Raw genomic sequence first — 15,819 nt, forward strand, 5'->3', positions numbered from 1 at the left:
CCTACCTCCAAACTGCGCCGGTGACCGGCATCGAGGGCAAGTCCATCATCAGCGCCTTCACCATCGCGCCGTCGTAGTTCTTCGTGTCGTCGCAGGCGCTCTTGATGAGGTCCGCGTCCGCGCAGGCTTGCTGGATGAGGCGCGTCATCGCGCTCCCCCGAGAGTCGTCGAGGCCCAGGTAATCGAGCATCTCCGCTGGCACGTCCTTCTTCGGAAACCGCAGCGTTCGGACGCTCCGTCCGAGGTCGGTGAAGGCGCCGGAAAGAAAGCGCGCCATGCTGTCGTAGGCGAACTCCTGCGCACTGATGGCCAACGGCGCGACATCCGCGCCCAACTTCCAGTCCAACATCGAGCGATGAGCCTCGTCGTCGCTGATGGTCTCGCCCTCAGGCCTCGAACAGGTCCCGAGCGAGAAGATCTCGATCGGCTGACCTGGGGCTGCGGCGGCAAGCGCGTCGATCATGCCGACCAGGATCGGGTTGTTGGCCCACAGCCCTCCATCTGCGAAAACCTGCTTGCGACCGTGGCCCCCCATCGGATCCTCGATGGCGGCGAGTGAGCGGTAGATCGGCGCGGCGCTGGTTGCCATGCACACGTCGACGAGGGGATAATTGTCATCACGCGGGCCGCTCTTCGCCGTCTTCTTGAAAACCCATGCCCTGTGGTTTTTCATCGCCACGGCAGGAACGGAGAGCGAGATCCCTCTCAGGTCGTAGACCTGACGCATGGTGGTATCGGTGAGTACGGTGGTGAGAGCATCTCGAAGCGCCTTGTCGCCTGGTCTGACGAAGGCGTCCCCACGAAGCGCGCGGTAGATTGCGCTCATGGTTCCCTTGATCCGGTGAGGGAAAATTTCCGGACCGCTCTTTTCGTAGAGCCTCACCACTTCGCTCAGGGGCCTACCTACCGCCAGGGCGCACGCGACGATCGCGCCGGTGCTGGTGCCCGTTATCAGGTCGAACCCCTTCCCGAGATCAAGGGTCGGTTCGTTTCGACTTAGAGCGAAGTATTTAACCAAGCGATCGAGGAAGGCTGCGGTGTAGACTCCTCGCATCCCACCCCCATCCAAACTCAGAACTCGGAAAGGCTTATTCTCCGGCATGTCCTTTAGCTCCGCATTCGGGCGGAGCGCACGCTCCGGTTTTAATTCATGTTTTGTTCGTCTTTTTAAAGCTGAGCGGCCGAATCTCAGCCGCCCAGCATTTCGAGTTCGCAGTCTCGCCGCAGAAGAGATCTCCCGAGATTGGGAGACGTAACTTTCGACGCGAAATTGTCTTGTCCGTCAGGCTCCGTCCAATATTCGCCAGGAACCCAACGTGACAGATCGAACTGGTTGATTGCAGCTCAGAGATTTCTCCTAAATCTCTGTATTTACTGCGTTAATATCATTTTCGCCGGCGGGAATGTGCCAAACTATTTGGGGTTCCGCATCTCACCATCACCACTGAAGACTAGCTGCACCCAGTCGTGGACCCGCAGGTGTTGCATTTCAGGCAGGTGCCATTGCGGACCAGGGTGAAGTTGCCGCATTCGCCGCAGCTGTCTCCGACATAGCCTTTCATGATCGCCTCGGCGCGACGCTCGGAGGCTTTGGGCTGGCCGGCGGGGGCGGGGGCCGCGAAGCCGAGCTTGGCCATCTCCGCCTCGCCATAAGGCTGCTCGGCCGGCTCCTGCTTCAGCGCGGTCGCACCGGCCGTGGCATAGCCATGGGCCTGGCTGGCCTGGCGCGGGGCTTCGGGCACCGCGCCGCCCGGGATCAGCATCAACTTGTCGGCGCGCGAGCGGACGAGGCCCTTCGAGACCGAGGTCTGCGGGGTGGCGCCAGCCATTGCCTGCTGGTTCTGGCCGCCGCTGCCGAGCCCGATATTGCCGACCTCGCTCGGGTCGATATGGGCGAGCTCATAACGGCCGAGATAGCTGATCGCCAGTTCGCGGAAGACGTAGTCGAGGATCGAGGTCGCGTTCTTGATCGAGTCGTTGCCCTGGACGAAGCCGGCGGGCTCGAAGCGGGTGAAGGTGAAGGCGTCGACATACTCCTCCAGCGGCACGCCATATTGCAGACCCAGCGACACCGAGATGGCGAAGTTGTTGATCAAGGCGCGCAGCGCCGAGCCTTCCTTGTTCATGTCGAGGAAGATCTCGCCGAGGCGGCCGTCATCATATTCGCCGGTGCGCAGGAAGAGCGTATGCCCGCCGATCTTGGCCTTCTGGGTGTAGCCCTTGCGCCGTGTCGGCAGCTTCTCCTGCTCGCGGTTGCGCTCGACGCGCTCGACGATACGCTCGACGATCTTCTCGGCGACATGGGCGGCGCGAGCCGCCATCGGCTGCTGGTGCAGCGCCTCGACGGCATCGTCCTCATCGTCCTCGTCGGAGATCAGGGCCGAGTTCAGCGGCTGCGAAAGCTTGGAGCCGTCGCGGTAGAGCGCGTTGGCCTTCAGCGCCAGCTTCCAGGAGAGCATATAGGCGCTCTTGCAGTCCTCGACGGTGGCGTCGTTGGGCATGTTGATGGTCTTGGAGATCGCCCCCGAGATGAAGGGCTGGGCCGCAGCCATCATGCGGATATGGCTCTCGACCGAGAGATAGCGCTTGCCGATGCGCCCGCAGGGGTTGGCGCAGTCGAAGACGTTGTAATGATCGAGCTTGAGATGCGGTGCGCCTTCCAGCGTCATCGCCCCGCAGACATGCACGTTGGCGGCCTCGATCTCGGCTTTGGAGAAGCCGAGGAAAGGCAGCAATTCGAAGGACATCTCGGCAAGCTTTTCAGCCGGCACCTTAAGTGTCTTGACGAGGAAATCCTCGCCCAGCGTCCATTTGTTGAAGACGAACTTGATGTCGAAGGCGGCTTTCAGGTCCTTCTCGATCGCGTCGATCTTGTCCTGGGTGAAGCCCTTGGCCTTGAGCGAGCCGTGGTTGATGCCGGGCGACTGCGCCAGCGTGCCATGGCCGACCGCATAGGCCTCGATCTCGGCGATCTCGCTCTCGCGGTAGCCGAGTGCGCGCAGGGCGTCGGGCACCGCGCCGTTGATGATCTTCCAGTAGCCGCCGCCGGCGAGCTTCTTGAACTTCACCAGCGCGAAATCGGGCTCGATGCCGGTGGTGTCGCAATCCATCACGAGGCCGATCGTGCCGGTCGGCGCGATCACGGTTGCCTGCGCATTGCGGTAGCCATGCTTCTCGCCGAGCGCGAGCGCATTGTCCCAGGCGATGCGGGCGCGTTCCGAGAGCAGCGCGCTGGAGCCGCCCAGGCGCGCCAGCGTGCCATGGTCGAGCGGGACTGGCGTGACCTGGAGGCCTTCATAGCCCGAAGCCTGGCCATGGGCCGCGACGCGATGGTTGCGGATGACGCGCAGCATATGCGCGGCGTTCTTCTTGTAGCCGGGGAAGGGGCCGAGCTCGGCCGCCATCTCGGCCGAGGTCGCATAGGAGACGCCGGTCATGACCGCGGTCAGCGCGCCGGCGAGCGCACGGCCCTCGTCGGAATCATAGCCAAGACCCATGGTCATCAAGAGGCCGCCGATATTGGCGTAGCCGAGGCCGAGCGTGCGGTATTCGTAGGAGAGTTCGGCGATTTCCTTGGAGGGGAACTGCGCCATCGTCACCGAGATCTCGAGGACGATCGTCCAGAGCCGGCAGAGATGCTCGTAGGCTGCGACATCGAAGGCCTTGGCCTCGCGATCATAGAACTGCAGCAGGTTGGCCGAAGCCAGGTTGCAGGCCGTATCGTCGAGGAACATGTATTCCGAGCACGGGTTGGACGCCCGGATCCGGCCGGAGGCCGCGCAGGTGTGCCAGTCGTTCATTGTGGTGTTGAAGTGCAGGCCGGGATCGGCCGAGGCCCAGGCGGCGTAGCCGATCTTCTCCCAGAGGTCGCGGGCCTTCAGCGTCTTGGTGATCTTGCCGGTGGTGCGGCCGGTGAGGTTCCAGTCGCCATCGGTTTCCACGGCGCGCAGGAAGTCGTCGGTCAGCGAGACCGAATTGTTCGAGTTCTGGCCGGAGACCGTGAGATAGGCCTCCGAATCCCAGTCGGTGTCGTAGATGTCGAACTGGATGTCGGTGTAGCCCTGCTTGGCGAACTGCATCACCCGCTTGATGTAGTTGTCAGGCACCATCGCCTTGCGGGCGAGCTTGATCTCGCGCTTCAGCGCCGGGTTCTTCTCGGGGTCGAAGCAGGAATCGCCATCGCCTTCGCAGTTCACGCAGGCCTTCATCACGGCCTTCATGTGCTTCTGGACGACCTTGGAGCCGGTGACGAGGGCCGCGACCTTCTGCTCCTCGCGCACCTTCCAGTCGATATAGGTCTCGATATCGGGGTGGTCGACATCGACCACGACCATCTTGGCGGCGCGTCGCGTCGTGCCGCCCGACTTGATCGCGCCCGCAGCCCGGTCGCCGATCTTGAGGAAGGACATCAGGCCCGAGGAGCGGCCGCCGCCGGCGAGCTTCTCGCCTTCGCCGCGCAGCAGCGAGAAGTTCGAGCCGGTGCCGGAGCCGTATTTGAACAGGCGCGCCTCGCGGACCCAGAGGTCCATGATGCCGCCCTCGTTGACGAGATCGTCCTGCACGCCCTGGATGAAGCAGGCATGGGGCTGCGGGTGCTCGTAGCTCGACTTCGACTTCACCAGCTTGCCGGTCTTGAAGTCGACGTAGAAATGGCCCTGGCTCGGGCCGTCGATGCCATAGGACCAATGCAGGCCGGTGTTGAACCATTGCGGCGAGTTCGGCGCGACGCGCTGGGTCGCGAGCATGAAGCGCAGTTCGTCATGGAAAGCCTGCGCGTCCTCCTCGGAGGAGAAATAACCGCCCTTCCAGCCCCAATAGGTCCAGCAGCCGGCGAGCCGGTCGAAGACCTGCTTGGATGAGATCTCGGAAACGAAGCGCTCGGCTTCCGGGAGCTTGGCGAGCGCGGTTTCATCGGGCACGGAGCGCCAGAGGAAGGAGGGGACGTCGTTTTCCTCGACCTTCTTCAGGGCCGCCGGAACGCCGGCCTTGCGGAAGTATTTCTGGGCGAGCACGTCGCTGGCGACCTGCGACCAGGCTTCGGGCACCTCGATGCCCTCCAGCCGGAACACGATCGAGCCATCGGGATTGCGGATCTCGCTGACGGCAGAGCGGAACGGAATCGCCGCGTAAGGCGATTGGCCGGCGGAGGTGTAGCGGCGCTCGATGCGCATGATCTCGTATCCCCATGCAATGCCGCGGGCTTCACGAGCCTCGCGCGACCGGTTGATCACCGGCTCCTGATGTCAGCCCAACTCGGTTTGTGCCCCGTGGACGCCGCGGCGGCTATGTTCCGCCTTCACTCGTCCGGTTGCGGCCAGAACAGTCCGCAAACAATCGCTCGCCGCTGCCGTTGCCGGCATGCCACGTGATGATCGTCTCGACCCTTCCGGAAACTCTTTTGCGGGTGTCGATGGCGTTTCCGCCGGCCGTCACGCGACTGTCAAAATTTAGTCCCGAATGGGTCGCCACGTCAAGGATTAGTGCGCATCAAACCCTGTGGACACGACATCTGGTAGGTAGGTGTGAGTTATGGGGATAAGTTTCAAGGCCCACTCTAAGCCTTGGGAATCGCGGGACGAATCCTCTCCGCGGCGACAGCTTGCCACAGTCGCGCGCCGAAGAAACGCATCAAATGCGCGCTATCATAGTTAACCTAGGGTTAGTGGGGCGGTCTTTCGGCCACGGACGAAAGCGGTATCTGCAGCGGCGCGATCAAGTGCTTGAATCCATGCGGGCTTCGCGAAAGCCGGGCGCTATGGGAGCGATCTCGAATCAAGGCCGAATCGTGGCGCCGATATTCGCGGTCGCATAAATCTTCGCGGTCGCATGAATCATCGAGGGCGGCGGTTTCTCCGAGCGAGCGGCCAAGCCTCAAGCCCATCGGTTGGTCACCCCGGATTTTCGGCGGTCCGTTTAGCGGCAAGTTAAGGCGAAAAGGCTATGCGTCTCACCGCCAGAGCCGGATGATTTCACATGGGATCACACAGTGATCCCATGTGAAATCTGAATCCGTCTCGCATCTAAGAGTGAGAGCAGGATGCGAAAAACCGGTGCCCACTTTTTCGCATCCTGCTCGAGAGTGGTTCGGGAGAAGCCGATGCGACGCCTCGCCTTTGTTCTGTCGGTCCTGGCGTTGCCTGGTTTCCTGGCGCTGCCTGGATGTACAGATCAGGAACCGCTGTCGCCGGCTTTCGCTGGCGAGTGGTCGTCGGCCAAGATGGGCTGCGGCGGCCCTCGCATCGTCATCAATAAAACCGGCATCTCCGCGAGCGGCATGCCGATCAACGGGATGACCTTCACGAGTTCCAGCGTCTCGGGTTCGACCGCCCATGTCGTCATGGAGGTGAGTTCGGCAGCCCGATTCATGGGCCAGGCGCCAAAACCCACAAGCAGGCCCAATGACCTGAACCCGGCGAATCTGGAGGTCGTTGCGACGCTCATCGCCTCAAGCACCCGGGTTCATCCCACCAACGTGATTTTCCGCCACAAGGGCACGCGGCAGCTTCAGGCCGCGCATGAGGATGTGCTGGCCGTCATGACGCTGATCCGCTGCAAGGAGCGGTCGGCCAATGACAGATGGTCGGGCGGCCCACGCGCGTAGAGGTCTGGACAGCGCCGTTCCATCTCTCCATAAGTCGCCCAGGCAAACCGACCGCGACGGGCGCACTTTCATGAAGCCTTTGCTGCTGCAGATCTTCACCTGGTGGAACGGCCAGACCATCGGCACGCGCTTCCACACCTGGCGCTTCGGCGAGCGGGTCGGCGCCGACGAGTTCGGCAATGTCTATTACCGCACCAAGGGCGGGGTGAAGGACAAGGCGCTGGGCATCCAGCGTCGCTGGGTCGTCTATAACGGCGAAGCGGAAGCCTCCAAGATCCCGCCGGGCTGGAATGGCTGGCTGCATCACACCGTCGATGTCGCGCCCTCCGAGGAGCGCTACGAGCCGCGCGAGTGGCAAGAACCGCATCAGCAGAACTGGACCGGCACGGCGCTGGCCTATCGTCCGCAGGGCTCGACGCTGGCCGGGGGCCACCGCCCGCCGGCAACCGGCGACTACGAGGCCTGGACGCCAGGGCGCTGAGGCGCCGGCCGGGCAGGGCGCTTCATGCCGTGGCAGCTATCAGTTCCAAAACCTCCGCTGTCGGCCTGACATCGCCGAAGCAGCGATAGATCGTCGTCAGCGAGGCCTCGTGCAGGCCGTGGGCGTGGCCGGTATTCGCATCCGAGACCATAACGACGCGATAGCCCAGTTCGACGGCGTCGCGAGCCGAGGATTCGCAGCAGATATTCGTGACCGTCCCGGCAATCAGCAGCGTGTCGAGCCCGCGCCGCTGCAATTGCGCGTGCAGGTCGCAGCGCCCAGGGAAAAAGGCGCTGTAACCCTGTTTCATGGCGTGGATGTCGCCGGGCTGCGGCGTGAGTTCGTGCCAGAGCCGCGAGCGCGGGTCATCGGGCCGGGCGCCGTCCTGGAAATGCCGCAGCCGCTCCGGACCATGGATCGCCGCCAGGACAGGGCTCTCCAGCGGCATCGGCGCTGCGGTGACCCAGGCCACCGTGCCGCCGCGGCCGCGCAACGCTGCCGCCATCCGGTTGATCGGGCTGACGATCTTGCGGCAGGCCTCGTCATTCTCGACCGAGGCGCGCATCAGGTCGATGACGACGAGCGCGGTTAGCGCCGGGTTCAGGCTCTCGAAGGCATGGAGGCGCCCGCGCCGGGACACGACCTTGGCGACGACGGCCTCGTCGATGCCGCTTGGATGGCGCAATGTCATCTGTCGTCCAGCGATCGGCCCAAGCCTAGAGTCCCTAACAGCCTCTAGCCGAAGAGAGCCGATTCGCGGTCGCCAGTGCAATCGTCGCGTCAGCCGCCGATTACGAAATCGAACAGCAGCTTGATGTTGAGCGCCGCGATCACGATCGCGATCAGCCAAGCGAAGATGGCGAGCCAGCGGGGAGCGACGAGCGCGCCCATCTTCGCCTTGTCTGCGGTGAACATCACCAGCGGGAAGACGGCGAAGGAGAGCTGCAGGCTGAGTACGACCTGGGTCAGGATCAGGAGCCGCGCCGTGCCGCTGTCGCCATACCAGATGGTCACGGCGGCGGCAGGCACGATGGCGATGGCGCGCGTGATCAGCCGGCGCAGCCAGGGCGCCAGCTTGATCTTGAGAAAACCCTCCATGACGATCTGGCCGGCCAGCGTCGCGGTCACCGTCGAATTGATGCCGCAGCAGAGCAGGGCGATGCCGAACAGGGTTGGTGCGATCGCCAGCCCCAACAGCGGGCCGATCAGCTTATGCGCCTCGCCGAGCTCGGCGACATCGGTCTGGCCGGTCTTGTTGAAGGTCGCCGCCGCCAGGATCAGGATCGCGGCGTTGATCAGGAGCGCGAAGGTCAGCGCCACCGTCGAGTCGATCGTGGCGTATTTCAGCGCCTGGCGCTTCTCCGGCAGGCTCTCGCCATAGGCGCGGGTCTGTACGATGCCCGAATGCAGATAGAGATTATGCGGCATCACCGTCGCCCCCAGGATGCCGAGCGCGAGGTAGAGCATCTCGGGATTGGTGACGATCTGCGTCGTCGGCGCGAAGCCCCTGATCACCGCCCCCCAATCGGGATCGGCCAGCGCGATCTGGATCGTAAAGCAGATTGCGATGACGCCGAGCAGGGTGATGATCAAGGCCTCGACCCAGCGGAAGCCGAGCCGCTGCAGGTACAGGATCAGGAAGACGTCGAGCGCGGTGATCAGGACGCCGATCTCGAGCGGGATGCCGAAGATCAGGTTGAGCCCGATCGCGGTACCGATCACCTCCGCGATATCGGTGGCGATGATAGCGATCTCGGCCATCGCCCAGAGCGTGAGCGCCACCGGCTTCGGGAAGGAGTCGCGGCAGGCCTGGGCGAGATCGCGACCCGAGCCGATCGCAAGCCGCGCGCAGAGCGCCTGCAGCACGACCGCCATGATGTTCGACATCAACGCGACGACGAGCAGGGTGTAGCCAAATTTCGAGCCACCGGCGATCGAAGTCGCCCAGTTACCCGGATCCATGTAGCCGACGGCAACGAGATAGCCCGGGCCGACGAAGGCGACCGCGCGACGCCAGCCCGGCTTGGAGCCTTGAACGTCGACCGAGCGATGCACGTCGGTGAGCGAGGCCTCACCGCGATCCTGGCGCCAACCGGCGGGGGGCTTCCTGACGAAGACGTCCATTGGATATCACCTGCTCTTGCGAATTATTTGCAAGATACATTCCTGCAAATTATTCGCAATAAGGAAAATCACGCTGTCATGTGATGGCAACGCCCGGGCGCCCATGACTATGACGCATAGCTGGCGCGGAGACCGCAATCGCCCTTTTTCCGCTCGCTTTGCCATGGTAAGCCGCCAGCGCGCGGAGACCTCGCGCGATAGAGAATCGTTTTGAGCATGCCGTCCCGCAGCCTTTCTGTTCTGGCCCTTGCTACGCTTGTTTCGTTTGCGCTGGGCGGGCCCGCTGCAGCCGATCGCATCCGCAATCCGACTGCGGTCTTCGCCGGGCTGGACAAGATCACAGGGCGGATCATCTCCTTCGAGGTGGCGGTCGACGAGACGGTGCAGTTTGGCGCTTTGCAGATCACGCCGCGCGTCTGCTGGACGCGCCCGCCGACAGAAGCGCCGCAGACGACCTCCTTCACCGAGGTCGACGAGGTGACTTTCAACAACGAATACCGGCGCATCTTCACCGGCTGGATGTATGCGGCGAGCCCCGGCCTGCACGGCGTCGAGCATGCGATCTACGATGTTTGGCTGACCGACTGCAAAGGCGGAACCGAACTCGTCGTCGATCCCAAGGAGCCGGAGGCCCCGGTCCCCGAAGACCCGCGCCGGCCGCGCACCGCGCCGGCCCGCGACGTCAATCAGGCGCCGAACGCGCCGGCGCCGGGCGGACGCATCGATGTGCAGCCGCCCCAGGGTGTGCCGGTCGCGCCGCGCCAGGCGCCGAGCCAGCGCTTCTTCCCCACCAACCCCGTCGGTCCCAGAGATCCGGCTACTGGCGGCAATCGCTGAGACCGTTCGGCCTGCTCTGGCTCAAGGGTTGAGATCGAGCCCGCATTCCCGAGAGGCGAGGCCTCAGCCTGGAGTGAGATCGGCCAGCGCCTGCCGCCCATCGGTGTTCGTGCCCCTGGGCCAGGACCACCAATTGCCGGGTTTGGCGACGGCTCGCTCCAGCAGCCCCTGATAAGCCGAGCGCGGGACCTCTTGGGTGCCGAACTGGGCGAGATGCGAGGTCTGGAACTGGGCGTCGAGCAGGCTGTAACCACCGCGCCTGAGCCGCGCGACGAGATGCACGAGGGCGACCTTCGAGGCGTCGGTCTCACGGTGGAACATGCTTTCGCCGAAGAAGGCGCCGCCAAGCGAGAGCCCGTAGAGCCCGCCGACGAGCCTGTTCTCGCGCCAGCATTCGACCGTGTGGACATGGCCGAGGCGGAACAATTCACCGAAGATCTCGCGGATTCGGCCATTGATCCAGGTCTCGGGCCGGTCGAGCTTGGGCTCGGCGCAGGCCGCGATGACATGGTCGAAGGCGTTGTCGACCCTGATCTCGAAACGGTCGGAGCGGACGGTGCGGGCCAGGCGCGACGACAGGTGGAAGGCGGCGAGCGGGATGACGCCACGGATCTCGGGCTCGACCCAGAACAGATTAGGGTCGTCGGCGCTCTCCGCCATCGGGAAGATGCCGGCAGTATAGGCGCGCAGCATGATCTCAGGCGTGATCAGCGGCGAGCGGACGGGCACGGAGCGGGCCTTCATGGCGTGATGGGAGCGCGGGCCGCGCGGGGAGTCAAACGCGGCCACGTCATTCTCGGGCGCAGTCCCGAGAATCTCGGGCAGGACATAATGCCTCTTCCGCGGGAGATGGTCGGGTCAAGCCCGACCATGACGTGTGTACCCCCGCGAAGAGCGCTCAGCTCGGGGCGGTCTCGCCCATCCCGCCGGCCGCGAGGAATTTCTCCAGCCAGTGGATGTTGTAGTCGCCGTTCAGGATGTCGGGGTTGCGCACCAGCGTGCGGAACAGCGGCAGCGTGGTGTCGACGCCGTCGACGACGAATTCGTCGAGTGAGCGGCGCAGGCGCATCAGGCATTCGGCCCGGTTGCGGCCATGGACGATCAGCTTGCCGACCAGCGAATCGTAATGCGGCGGGATCGTGTAGCCCTGATAAGCGGCCGAATCGACCCGCACACCGAGGCCGCCGGGCGTATGGAACGACGCGATCTTGCCCGGCGAAGGCCGGAAGGTCGCGGGATGCTCGGCATTGACCCGGCATTCGATGGCGTGGCCCTCGATCACCACATCCTTCTGCATGATCGAGAGCGGGGCGCCGGCCGCGATCCGGATCTGCTCGTTGACGAGGTCGATGCCGGTGATCATCTCGGTGACGGGATGCTCGACCTGGATGCGCGTGTTCATCTCGATGAAATAGAACTCGCCATCCTCGTAGAGGAACTCGATCGTGCCGGCGCCGAGATAGCCGAGCTTGGCCATCGCATTGGCGCAGACCATGCCGATCTTGTCGCGTTCGCCGGCGTTGAGAGCAGGCGAGGGGCCTTCCTCCCAGACCTTCTGGTGGCGGCGCTGCAGTGAGCAGTCGCGCTCGCCGAGATGGATGGCGTGGCCCTTGCCGTCGCCGAGCACCTGGATCTCGATATGGCGCGGCTTCTCCAGGTATTTCTCGATATAGACGGCATCGTCGCCGAAATTGGCCTTTGCCTCGGTGCGGGCGGTCGAGAGCGAAACCGACATGTCGTCCGCATTGCGCACGACCTTCATGCCCTTGCCGCCGCCGCCGGACGCCGCCTTGATGATGACGGGGAAGCCGATCTCGGCTGCGATCCGCAAGGCTTCGTCATCGTCGGTGACGCCGCCCTCCGAGCCCGGCACGCAGGGGATGCCGAGCGCCTTGGCTGTGCGCTTGGCCTCGATCTTGTCGCCCATGCTGCGGATATGCTCCGCCTTGGGACCGATGAAGGTGATGTTGTGCCGGTCCAGGATCTCGGCGAAGCGGGCATTCTCGGAGAGGAAGCCGTAACCGGGATGGACGGCATCCGCGCCGGTGATCTCGCAAGCCGCGATCAAGGCGGGGATGTTGAGATAGCTCTCGCGCGCCGAGGGCGGGCCGATACAGACGCTCTCGTCGGCGAGGCGCACATGCATGGCGTTGGCGTCGGCGGTGGAGTGCACCGCCACCGTGGCGATGCCGAGCTCCTTGGCGGCGCGCAGCACGCGCAGCGCGATCTCACCCCGGTTGGCGATCAGGATCTTGTCGAACATCTTGAAGCCTAAATCGGATCGGCCATCCTCGCTCGGGGCCCGGCTCACTCGATCACCAGCAGCGGCTCGCCATATTCGACCGGCTGTCCGTCCTCGACCAGGATCGCGACGACCTTGCCGGCGCGGGGGGCGACGATGTCGTTGAAGGTCTTCATCGCCTCGACCAGGAGGACGCGCTCGCCCGCCTTCACGACGCTGCCGACCTCGACGAAGGGTTTGGCCTCCGGCGAAGCGCGGCGATAGGCCGTGCCGACCATCGGCGAAGCAACGGCGCCGGGATGGGCGGCGGACGGCTTGCCCTCGACCGGGGCAGCGGCGATGGGCGCAGCGGCGACGGGCAGCGGCGCAGCGGAAGCGGGAACCTGCACGGTTGCCGTGATCGTGCGGGCCACGCGGACGCGCAGATCGCCCTTCTCGACTTCGATCTCGGTCAGATCGGTCTCGTTAAGGAGCTGCGCGAGTTCGCGTACCAGTTCGGGGTCGATCGGGCTCTTGGTCGCCATGGCGGTGTCACCGTCTTTGTCGTCTTGGCAGCGGAGCGCTCAGCGCGCTCACGCCATCCTGTGGAAGATACTGGCGGTTCAGGCCGCCGGTTTCGCGAGCCGCTTCTGCAGAAGCGGCACGATCGCGTCGAAAGCAAGATCATAGCTGGCGACGCCGAAGCCGCAGATCACGCCGACGCAGACTGGCGCCATGTAGGAATGGTGCCGGAACTCCTCGCGGGCATGGACATTGGAGACATGCACCTCGATGGCGAGCGCCTCGGTGCCCTTGATCGCGTCGCGCAATGCGACCGAGGTGTGGGTATAGGCGCCGGCATTGATGACGATGCCCGCGCCGGCCAGGCCCGCCTGCTGGATGAAGCTGACGAGCTCGCCCTCGTAATTGGTCTGGCGGAAGGTCAGTTCGACGCCGGCCGCGAGCGCCTTGGCCTTGAGCCTCTCCTCGACGCCGGCCAGCGTCACCGCGCCATAGGTGGCGGGTTCGCGGGTGCCGAGCAGATTGAGATTGGGACCGTTGAGGACGTGGACGGCGACCATGGTGCGCGGTGATTCCAGCGCCGCATGAAAGCGGCAGACGCCGCCCTCTTAACCGGAACATGCGGGCAAAGGAAGCCTGTGCGGCATGGCAGGCCGGCCCGGTTTCGAAATCGCGTCGCGGCGCGCTCGCGGGCAGGCTCTATGGCGGCGGGAAGAAATTCACCGGCACGTCGCTTCTGCGCGCTTTAAGCGCGACATGGACCGGCGGCACCGGGTTTTCGGCGAGCGCCTTGTCGGCCGCCTCGTTGTGGCATTCATTCGTCGTCGGCCGCTGAGGGTTCTTCGCTACGGCGAACATCGCCGGGAAGGCGGTGTTCGCGGGATCATCATTGACGGATTGGCCTATGTCGATCCGCGAAGCCAGCATCATCGCCGTCGGCTTTGCACTGGGGCTCGTCCAGCGGCAGGTCCCATGCCAGACGAGATGCCAGCCGATGCGCGCGAGGTGGTGCGTCTTCCCGGCGGGATCCCTGGCGACGAAATAGGTGATGAAGCCTTCGTCGCGTCGCGCCGAGAACAGGAAGTTAGGCGAATCGGTCGCTTTGTTGATGATCTTCAGCGGAAACAGGTTGTTGGGGTTGTCGCCCGGCTTGAACTCGACCTGAAAGCCGGCCTTCGGCGCGAAGACCGGCGTGACGGTAAGCAGCCGCGGCTCGAAGATCATGTCGGGAAGATCCTCGTCGGCATCCAACGACGGATTTGCCCGGAAGCCGGCCTTGAGATTGAGCGTGACTTCGCCTTCGCTCTCCCGGCGCCCGGCATAGCGCGCCTCGAACACCTGCACGTCCGACACCTGGATGATGCCGAAATCCCATTTCGAGATCTCGATCTTGTTGGCGCCGCTATTGGGGTCGGTGGGAAAGAAGACGCGTGCCGTGAAGTTGATCATCGGCCCCTTGTCGCCCCGGCCGCCGGTGTCGACATTGGCGACGTTCAGATTTGCGTTGACCGTGCAGTGCAGTAGCGCGAGTTGCGTTCCGATATGGATATCGGCCTTTGCGCCAACCGCCTTGGCGGTGATCGAGGCGCTAGCCGGGTCGAAGGCGAGAGCCATGGGGCGATCTCCGGGGCAAAATCACGAATTAAAGCGGCGAACCCGTGCCGCGGCTGCAAATTGCCGGGCTTGAAGCGTCGTCTGTGCAATGACGGCGGTTTCCAGTGCGGAGAGCGTCATGCGGCCGACGACGCCATCGGCGACAAGGCCGGCCGCTGCCTGGAATTCGCGTATTTTTATCGCGGTTTCCGCGCCGAAAATGCCGTCCGGCAGCGTCTTGCCCTTATGGGTGGAGTTCGGCATGGCGAAGCCGAGATCGATCAGTGCCGTCTGCAAGATCGCAACGCCTTCGCCGGTGTCGCCTTGCTTCAGCGCTGGCGTGTTCTCGGAAGCTTTGCGGAGACGCGGCTCGCTGGTAAAGCGCGAGGATGTGAGAGCCATGCCGTACCGCCCTGTCTCGCCGAACCCGACCATCGCACGCTAAGGGTGACCTATGGTCGGGTCAAGAGAGCGAACCGCAACGCGCGCGGCAAAACAGGCAGTTCGATGGCAGCCTGAAGCGGGCTTGACCCGCTGCAACCTTGGCCGCTGCAAGCCTCAGCCGCTACAGGTCGCCTTGCCGCATTTGCGGACGGCGTCGATCTTGACCTTCAGCGCCGCCTGGCCGACTGCGCCGAAGACGACCTCGTCGCCTAGGATGAAGGCGGGCGTGCCGGTGAGGCCCAGGCGATCGCCCAGGGCGACGGTGTCCTCGATCACGGCCTTGGTCGCCGAGGCGTCCATGTCCTTCTTCAGGCGCTCGATATCCGCGCCGGCGTCCTTGGCGACCTCGAGTGCCTTGGCACCGTTGACGCGCCCCTTGGTCGCCATCAATTTGTTGTGGAACTCGAAGTATTTCGCGCCCTGGAGCTGATTCATCGCTGCAACCGCGACGCGGCTGGCCTCGACCGAATCCGGTCCGAGGATCGGGAAATCCTTGATCACGACCTTGAGCTTCGGGTCTTCCTTGACAAGCGCGCGGACATCCTCCAGCGCCCTTTTGCAGAAGCCGCAATTGTAATCCATGAACTCGACGATGGTGACGTCGCCCTGTGGGTTGCCGACGATCACCGAAGTCGCGGGATCGACGAGGCGGGCCTTCTCGGCCGTGACCGCGCTGCGCTGCGCCTCGGCCTGGGCGACCGTGTTGCGGCGTTCGATCTCGATCAGCGCTTCCTGGACCAGTTCGGGGTTCTGCTGCAGCGTCTCGCGGATCAGATCGACCACGGCCTTGCGCTGCTCGGGGGTGAGGGCGGAGCTTTGCGCGCGGGCCGGCGCCATCGTCAGGCTGCCCGCAACCAGGAGCGCGGAGAGCGCGAGGCCGGCGCGGCGCAGCACTGCAAAGTCAAGCTGCAGCAGGAAGGGAAGCGCGATCATCATCGTCCTTTCGGGCAGGCCGGCGCTGGCCGGCAGGGCATCTCGCCCCATCATGGTTTCGAA

14 protein-coding genes are annotated in these 15,819 nt (G+C 64.3%); 3 read left to right on the plus strand and 11 right to left on the minus strand.

The features are described 5' to 3' along the window. Position 1: 1 nt before the first annotated feature. Positions 2 to 1,102, minus strand: a complete 1,101-nt coding sequence (locus BHK69_RS19165; RefSeq protein ID WP_083269551.1) for a patatin-like phospholipase family protein — start codon at positions 1,100 to 1,102, stop codon at positions 2 to 4. Between the two features lie 349 nt (positions 1,103 to 1,451). Beyond that, entirely contained in the window at positions 1,452 to 5,171 is a 3,720-nt protein-coding gene (locus BHK69_RS19170) for a vitamin B12-dependent ribonucleotide reductase (protein WP_069691491.1), read from the minus strand. 926 nt (positions 5,172 to 6,097) lie between these two features. Between BHK69_RS19170 and BHK69_RS19175 the strand changes: the two genes are divergently transcribed. Then, on the plus strand, positions 6,098 to 6,601 hold the full coding sequence (locus tag BHK69_RS19175; RefSeq protein WP_069691492.1) for a hypothetical protein: 504 nt from the start codon (positions 6,098 to 6,100) through the stop codon (positions 6,599 to 6,601). A 70-nt stretch (positions 6,602 to 6,671) separates the two neighbouring features. After that, positions 6,672 to 7,082, plus strand: a complete 411-nt coding sequence (locus BHK69_RS19180) for an NADH:ubiquinone oxidoreductase subunit NDUFA12 (protein ID WP_069691493.1) — start codon at positions 6,672 to 6,674, stop codon at positions 7,080 to 7,082. 22 nt (positions 7,083 to 7,104) lie between these two features. On the opposite strand, the gene BHK69_RS19185 is transcribed toward BHK69_RS19180, so the two are convergent. Then, entirely contained in the window at positions 7,105 to 7,773 is a 669-nt protein-coding gene (locus BHK69_RS19185; protein ID WP_069691494.1) for a cysteine hydrolase family protein, read from the minus strand. An 89-nt stretch (positions 7,774 to 7,862) separates the two neighbouring features. After that, positions 7,863 to 9,206 (minus strand): Nramp family divalent metal transporter, encoded by a 1,344-nt coding sequence (locus BHK69_RS19190; protein WP_069691495.1) that lies wholly within the window; start codon positions 9,204 to 9,206, stop codon positions 7,863 to 7,865. 216 nt (positions 9,207 to 9,422) lie between these two features. Here BHK69_RS19190 and BHK69_RS19195 point away from each other — a divergent pair, with 216 nt between their 5' ends. Further along, positions 9,423 to 10,043 (plus strand): DUF2155 domain-containing protein, encoded by a 621-nt coding sequence (locus tag BHK69_RS19195; protein ID WP_069691496.1) that lies wholly within the window; start codon positions 9,423 to 9,425, stop codon positions 10,041 to 10,043. A gap of 63 nt (positions 10,044 to 10,106) precedes the next feature. Here the strand turns inward: BHK69_RS19195 and aat are convergent, their stop codons facing one another. From aat to BHK69_RS19230, 7 genes are all read right to left on the minus strand, one after another. After that, on the minus strand, positions 10,107 to 10,787 hold the full coding sequence (aat, locus tag BHK69_RS19200) for a leucyl/phenylalanyl-tRNA--protein transferase (protein ID WP_069691497.1): 681 nt from the start codon (positions 10,785 to 10,787) through the stop codon (positions 10,107 to 10,109). Between the two features lie 154 nt (positions 10,788 to 10,941). Continuing rightward, complete coding sequence (accC, locus tag BHK69_RS19205; RefSeq protein WP_069691498.1) at positions 10,942 to 12,306, minus strand: acetyl-CoA carboxylase biotin carboxylase subunit; 1,365 nt, start codon at positions 12,304 to 12,306, stop codon at positions 10,942 to 10,944. A 44-nt stretch (positions 12,307 to 12,350) separates the two neighbouring features. After that, complete coding sequence (gene accB / locus BHK69_RS19210; RefSeq protein ID WP_069691499.1) at positions 12,351 to 12,809, minus strand: acetyl-CoA carboxylase biotin carboxyl carrier protein; 459 nt, start codon at positions 12,807 to 12,809, stop codon at positions 12,351 to 12,353. A gap of 78 nt (positions 12,810 to 12,887) precedes the next feature. Next, on the minus strand, positions 12,888 to 13,346 hold the full coding sequence (gene aroQ, locus BHK69_RS19215) for a type II 3-dehydroquinate dehydratase (RefSeq protein ID WP_069691500.1): 459 nt from the start codon (positions 13,344 to 13,346) through the stop codon (positions 12,888 to 12,890). 139 nt (positions 13,347 to 13,485) lie between these two features. Next, positions 13,486 to 14,400: a hypothetical protein gene (locus tag BHK69_RS19220; protein WP_069691501.1), complete on the minus strand. Its 915-nt coding sequence runs from the start codon at positions 14,398 to 14,400 to the stop codon at positions 13,486 to 13,488. 21 nt (positions 14,401 to 14,421) lie between these two features. After that, positions 14,422 to 14,814 carry a peptidoglycan-binding domain-containing protein gene (locus BHK69_RS19225; RefSeq protein WP_069691502.1) on the minus strand — a complete coding sequence of 131 codons (393 nt, stop codon included), beginning with the start codon at positions 14,812 to 14,814 and terminating at the stop codon, positions 14,422 to 14,424. Positions 14,815 to 14,937: 123 nt separating this feature from the next. Beyond that, positions 14,938 to 15,807, minus strand: coding sequence for a DsbA family protein (locus BHK69_RS19230; protein WP_244548247.1), 870 nt, complete (start codon positions 15,805 to 15,807; stop codon positions 14,938 to 14,940). Positions 15,808 to 15,819: the final 12 nt, after the last annotated feature.

Origin of the sequence: Bosea vaviloviae, assembly GCF_001741865.1 — a bacterium.
GTDB lineage: Bacteria > Pseudomonadota > Alphaproteobacteria > Rhizobiales > Beijerinckiaceae > Allobosea > Allobosea vaviloviae.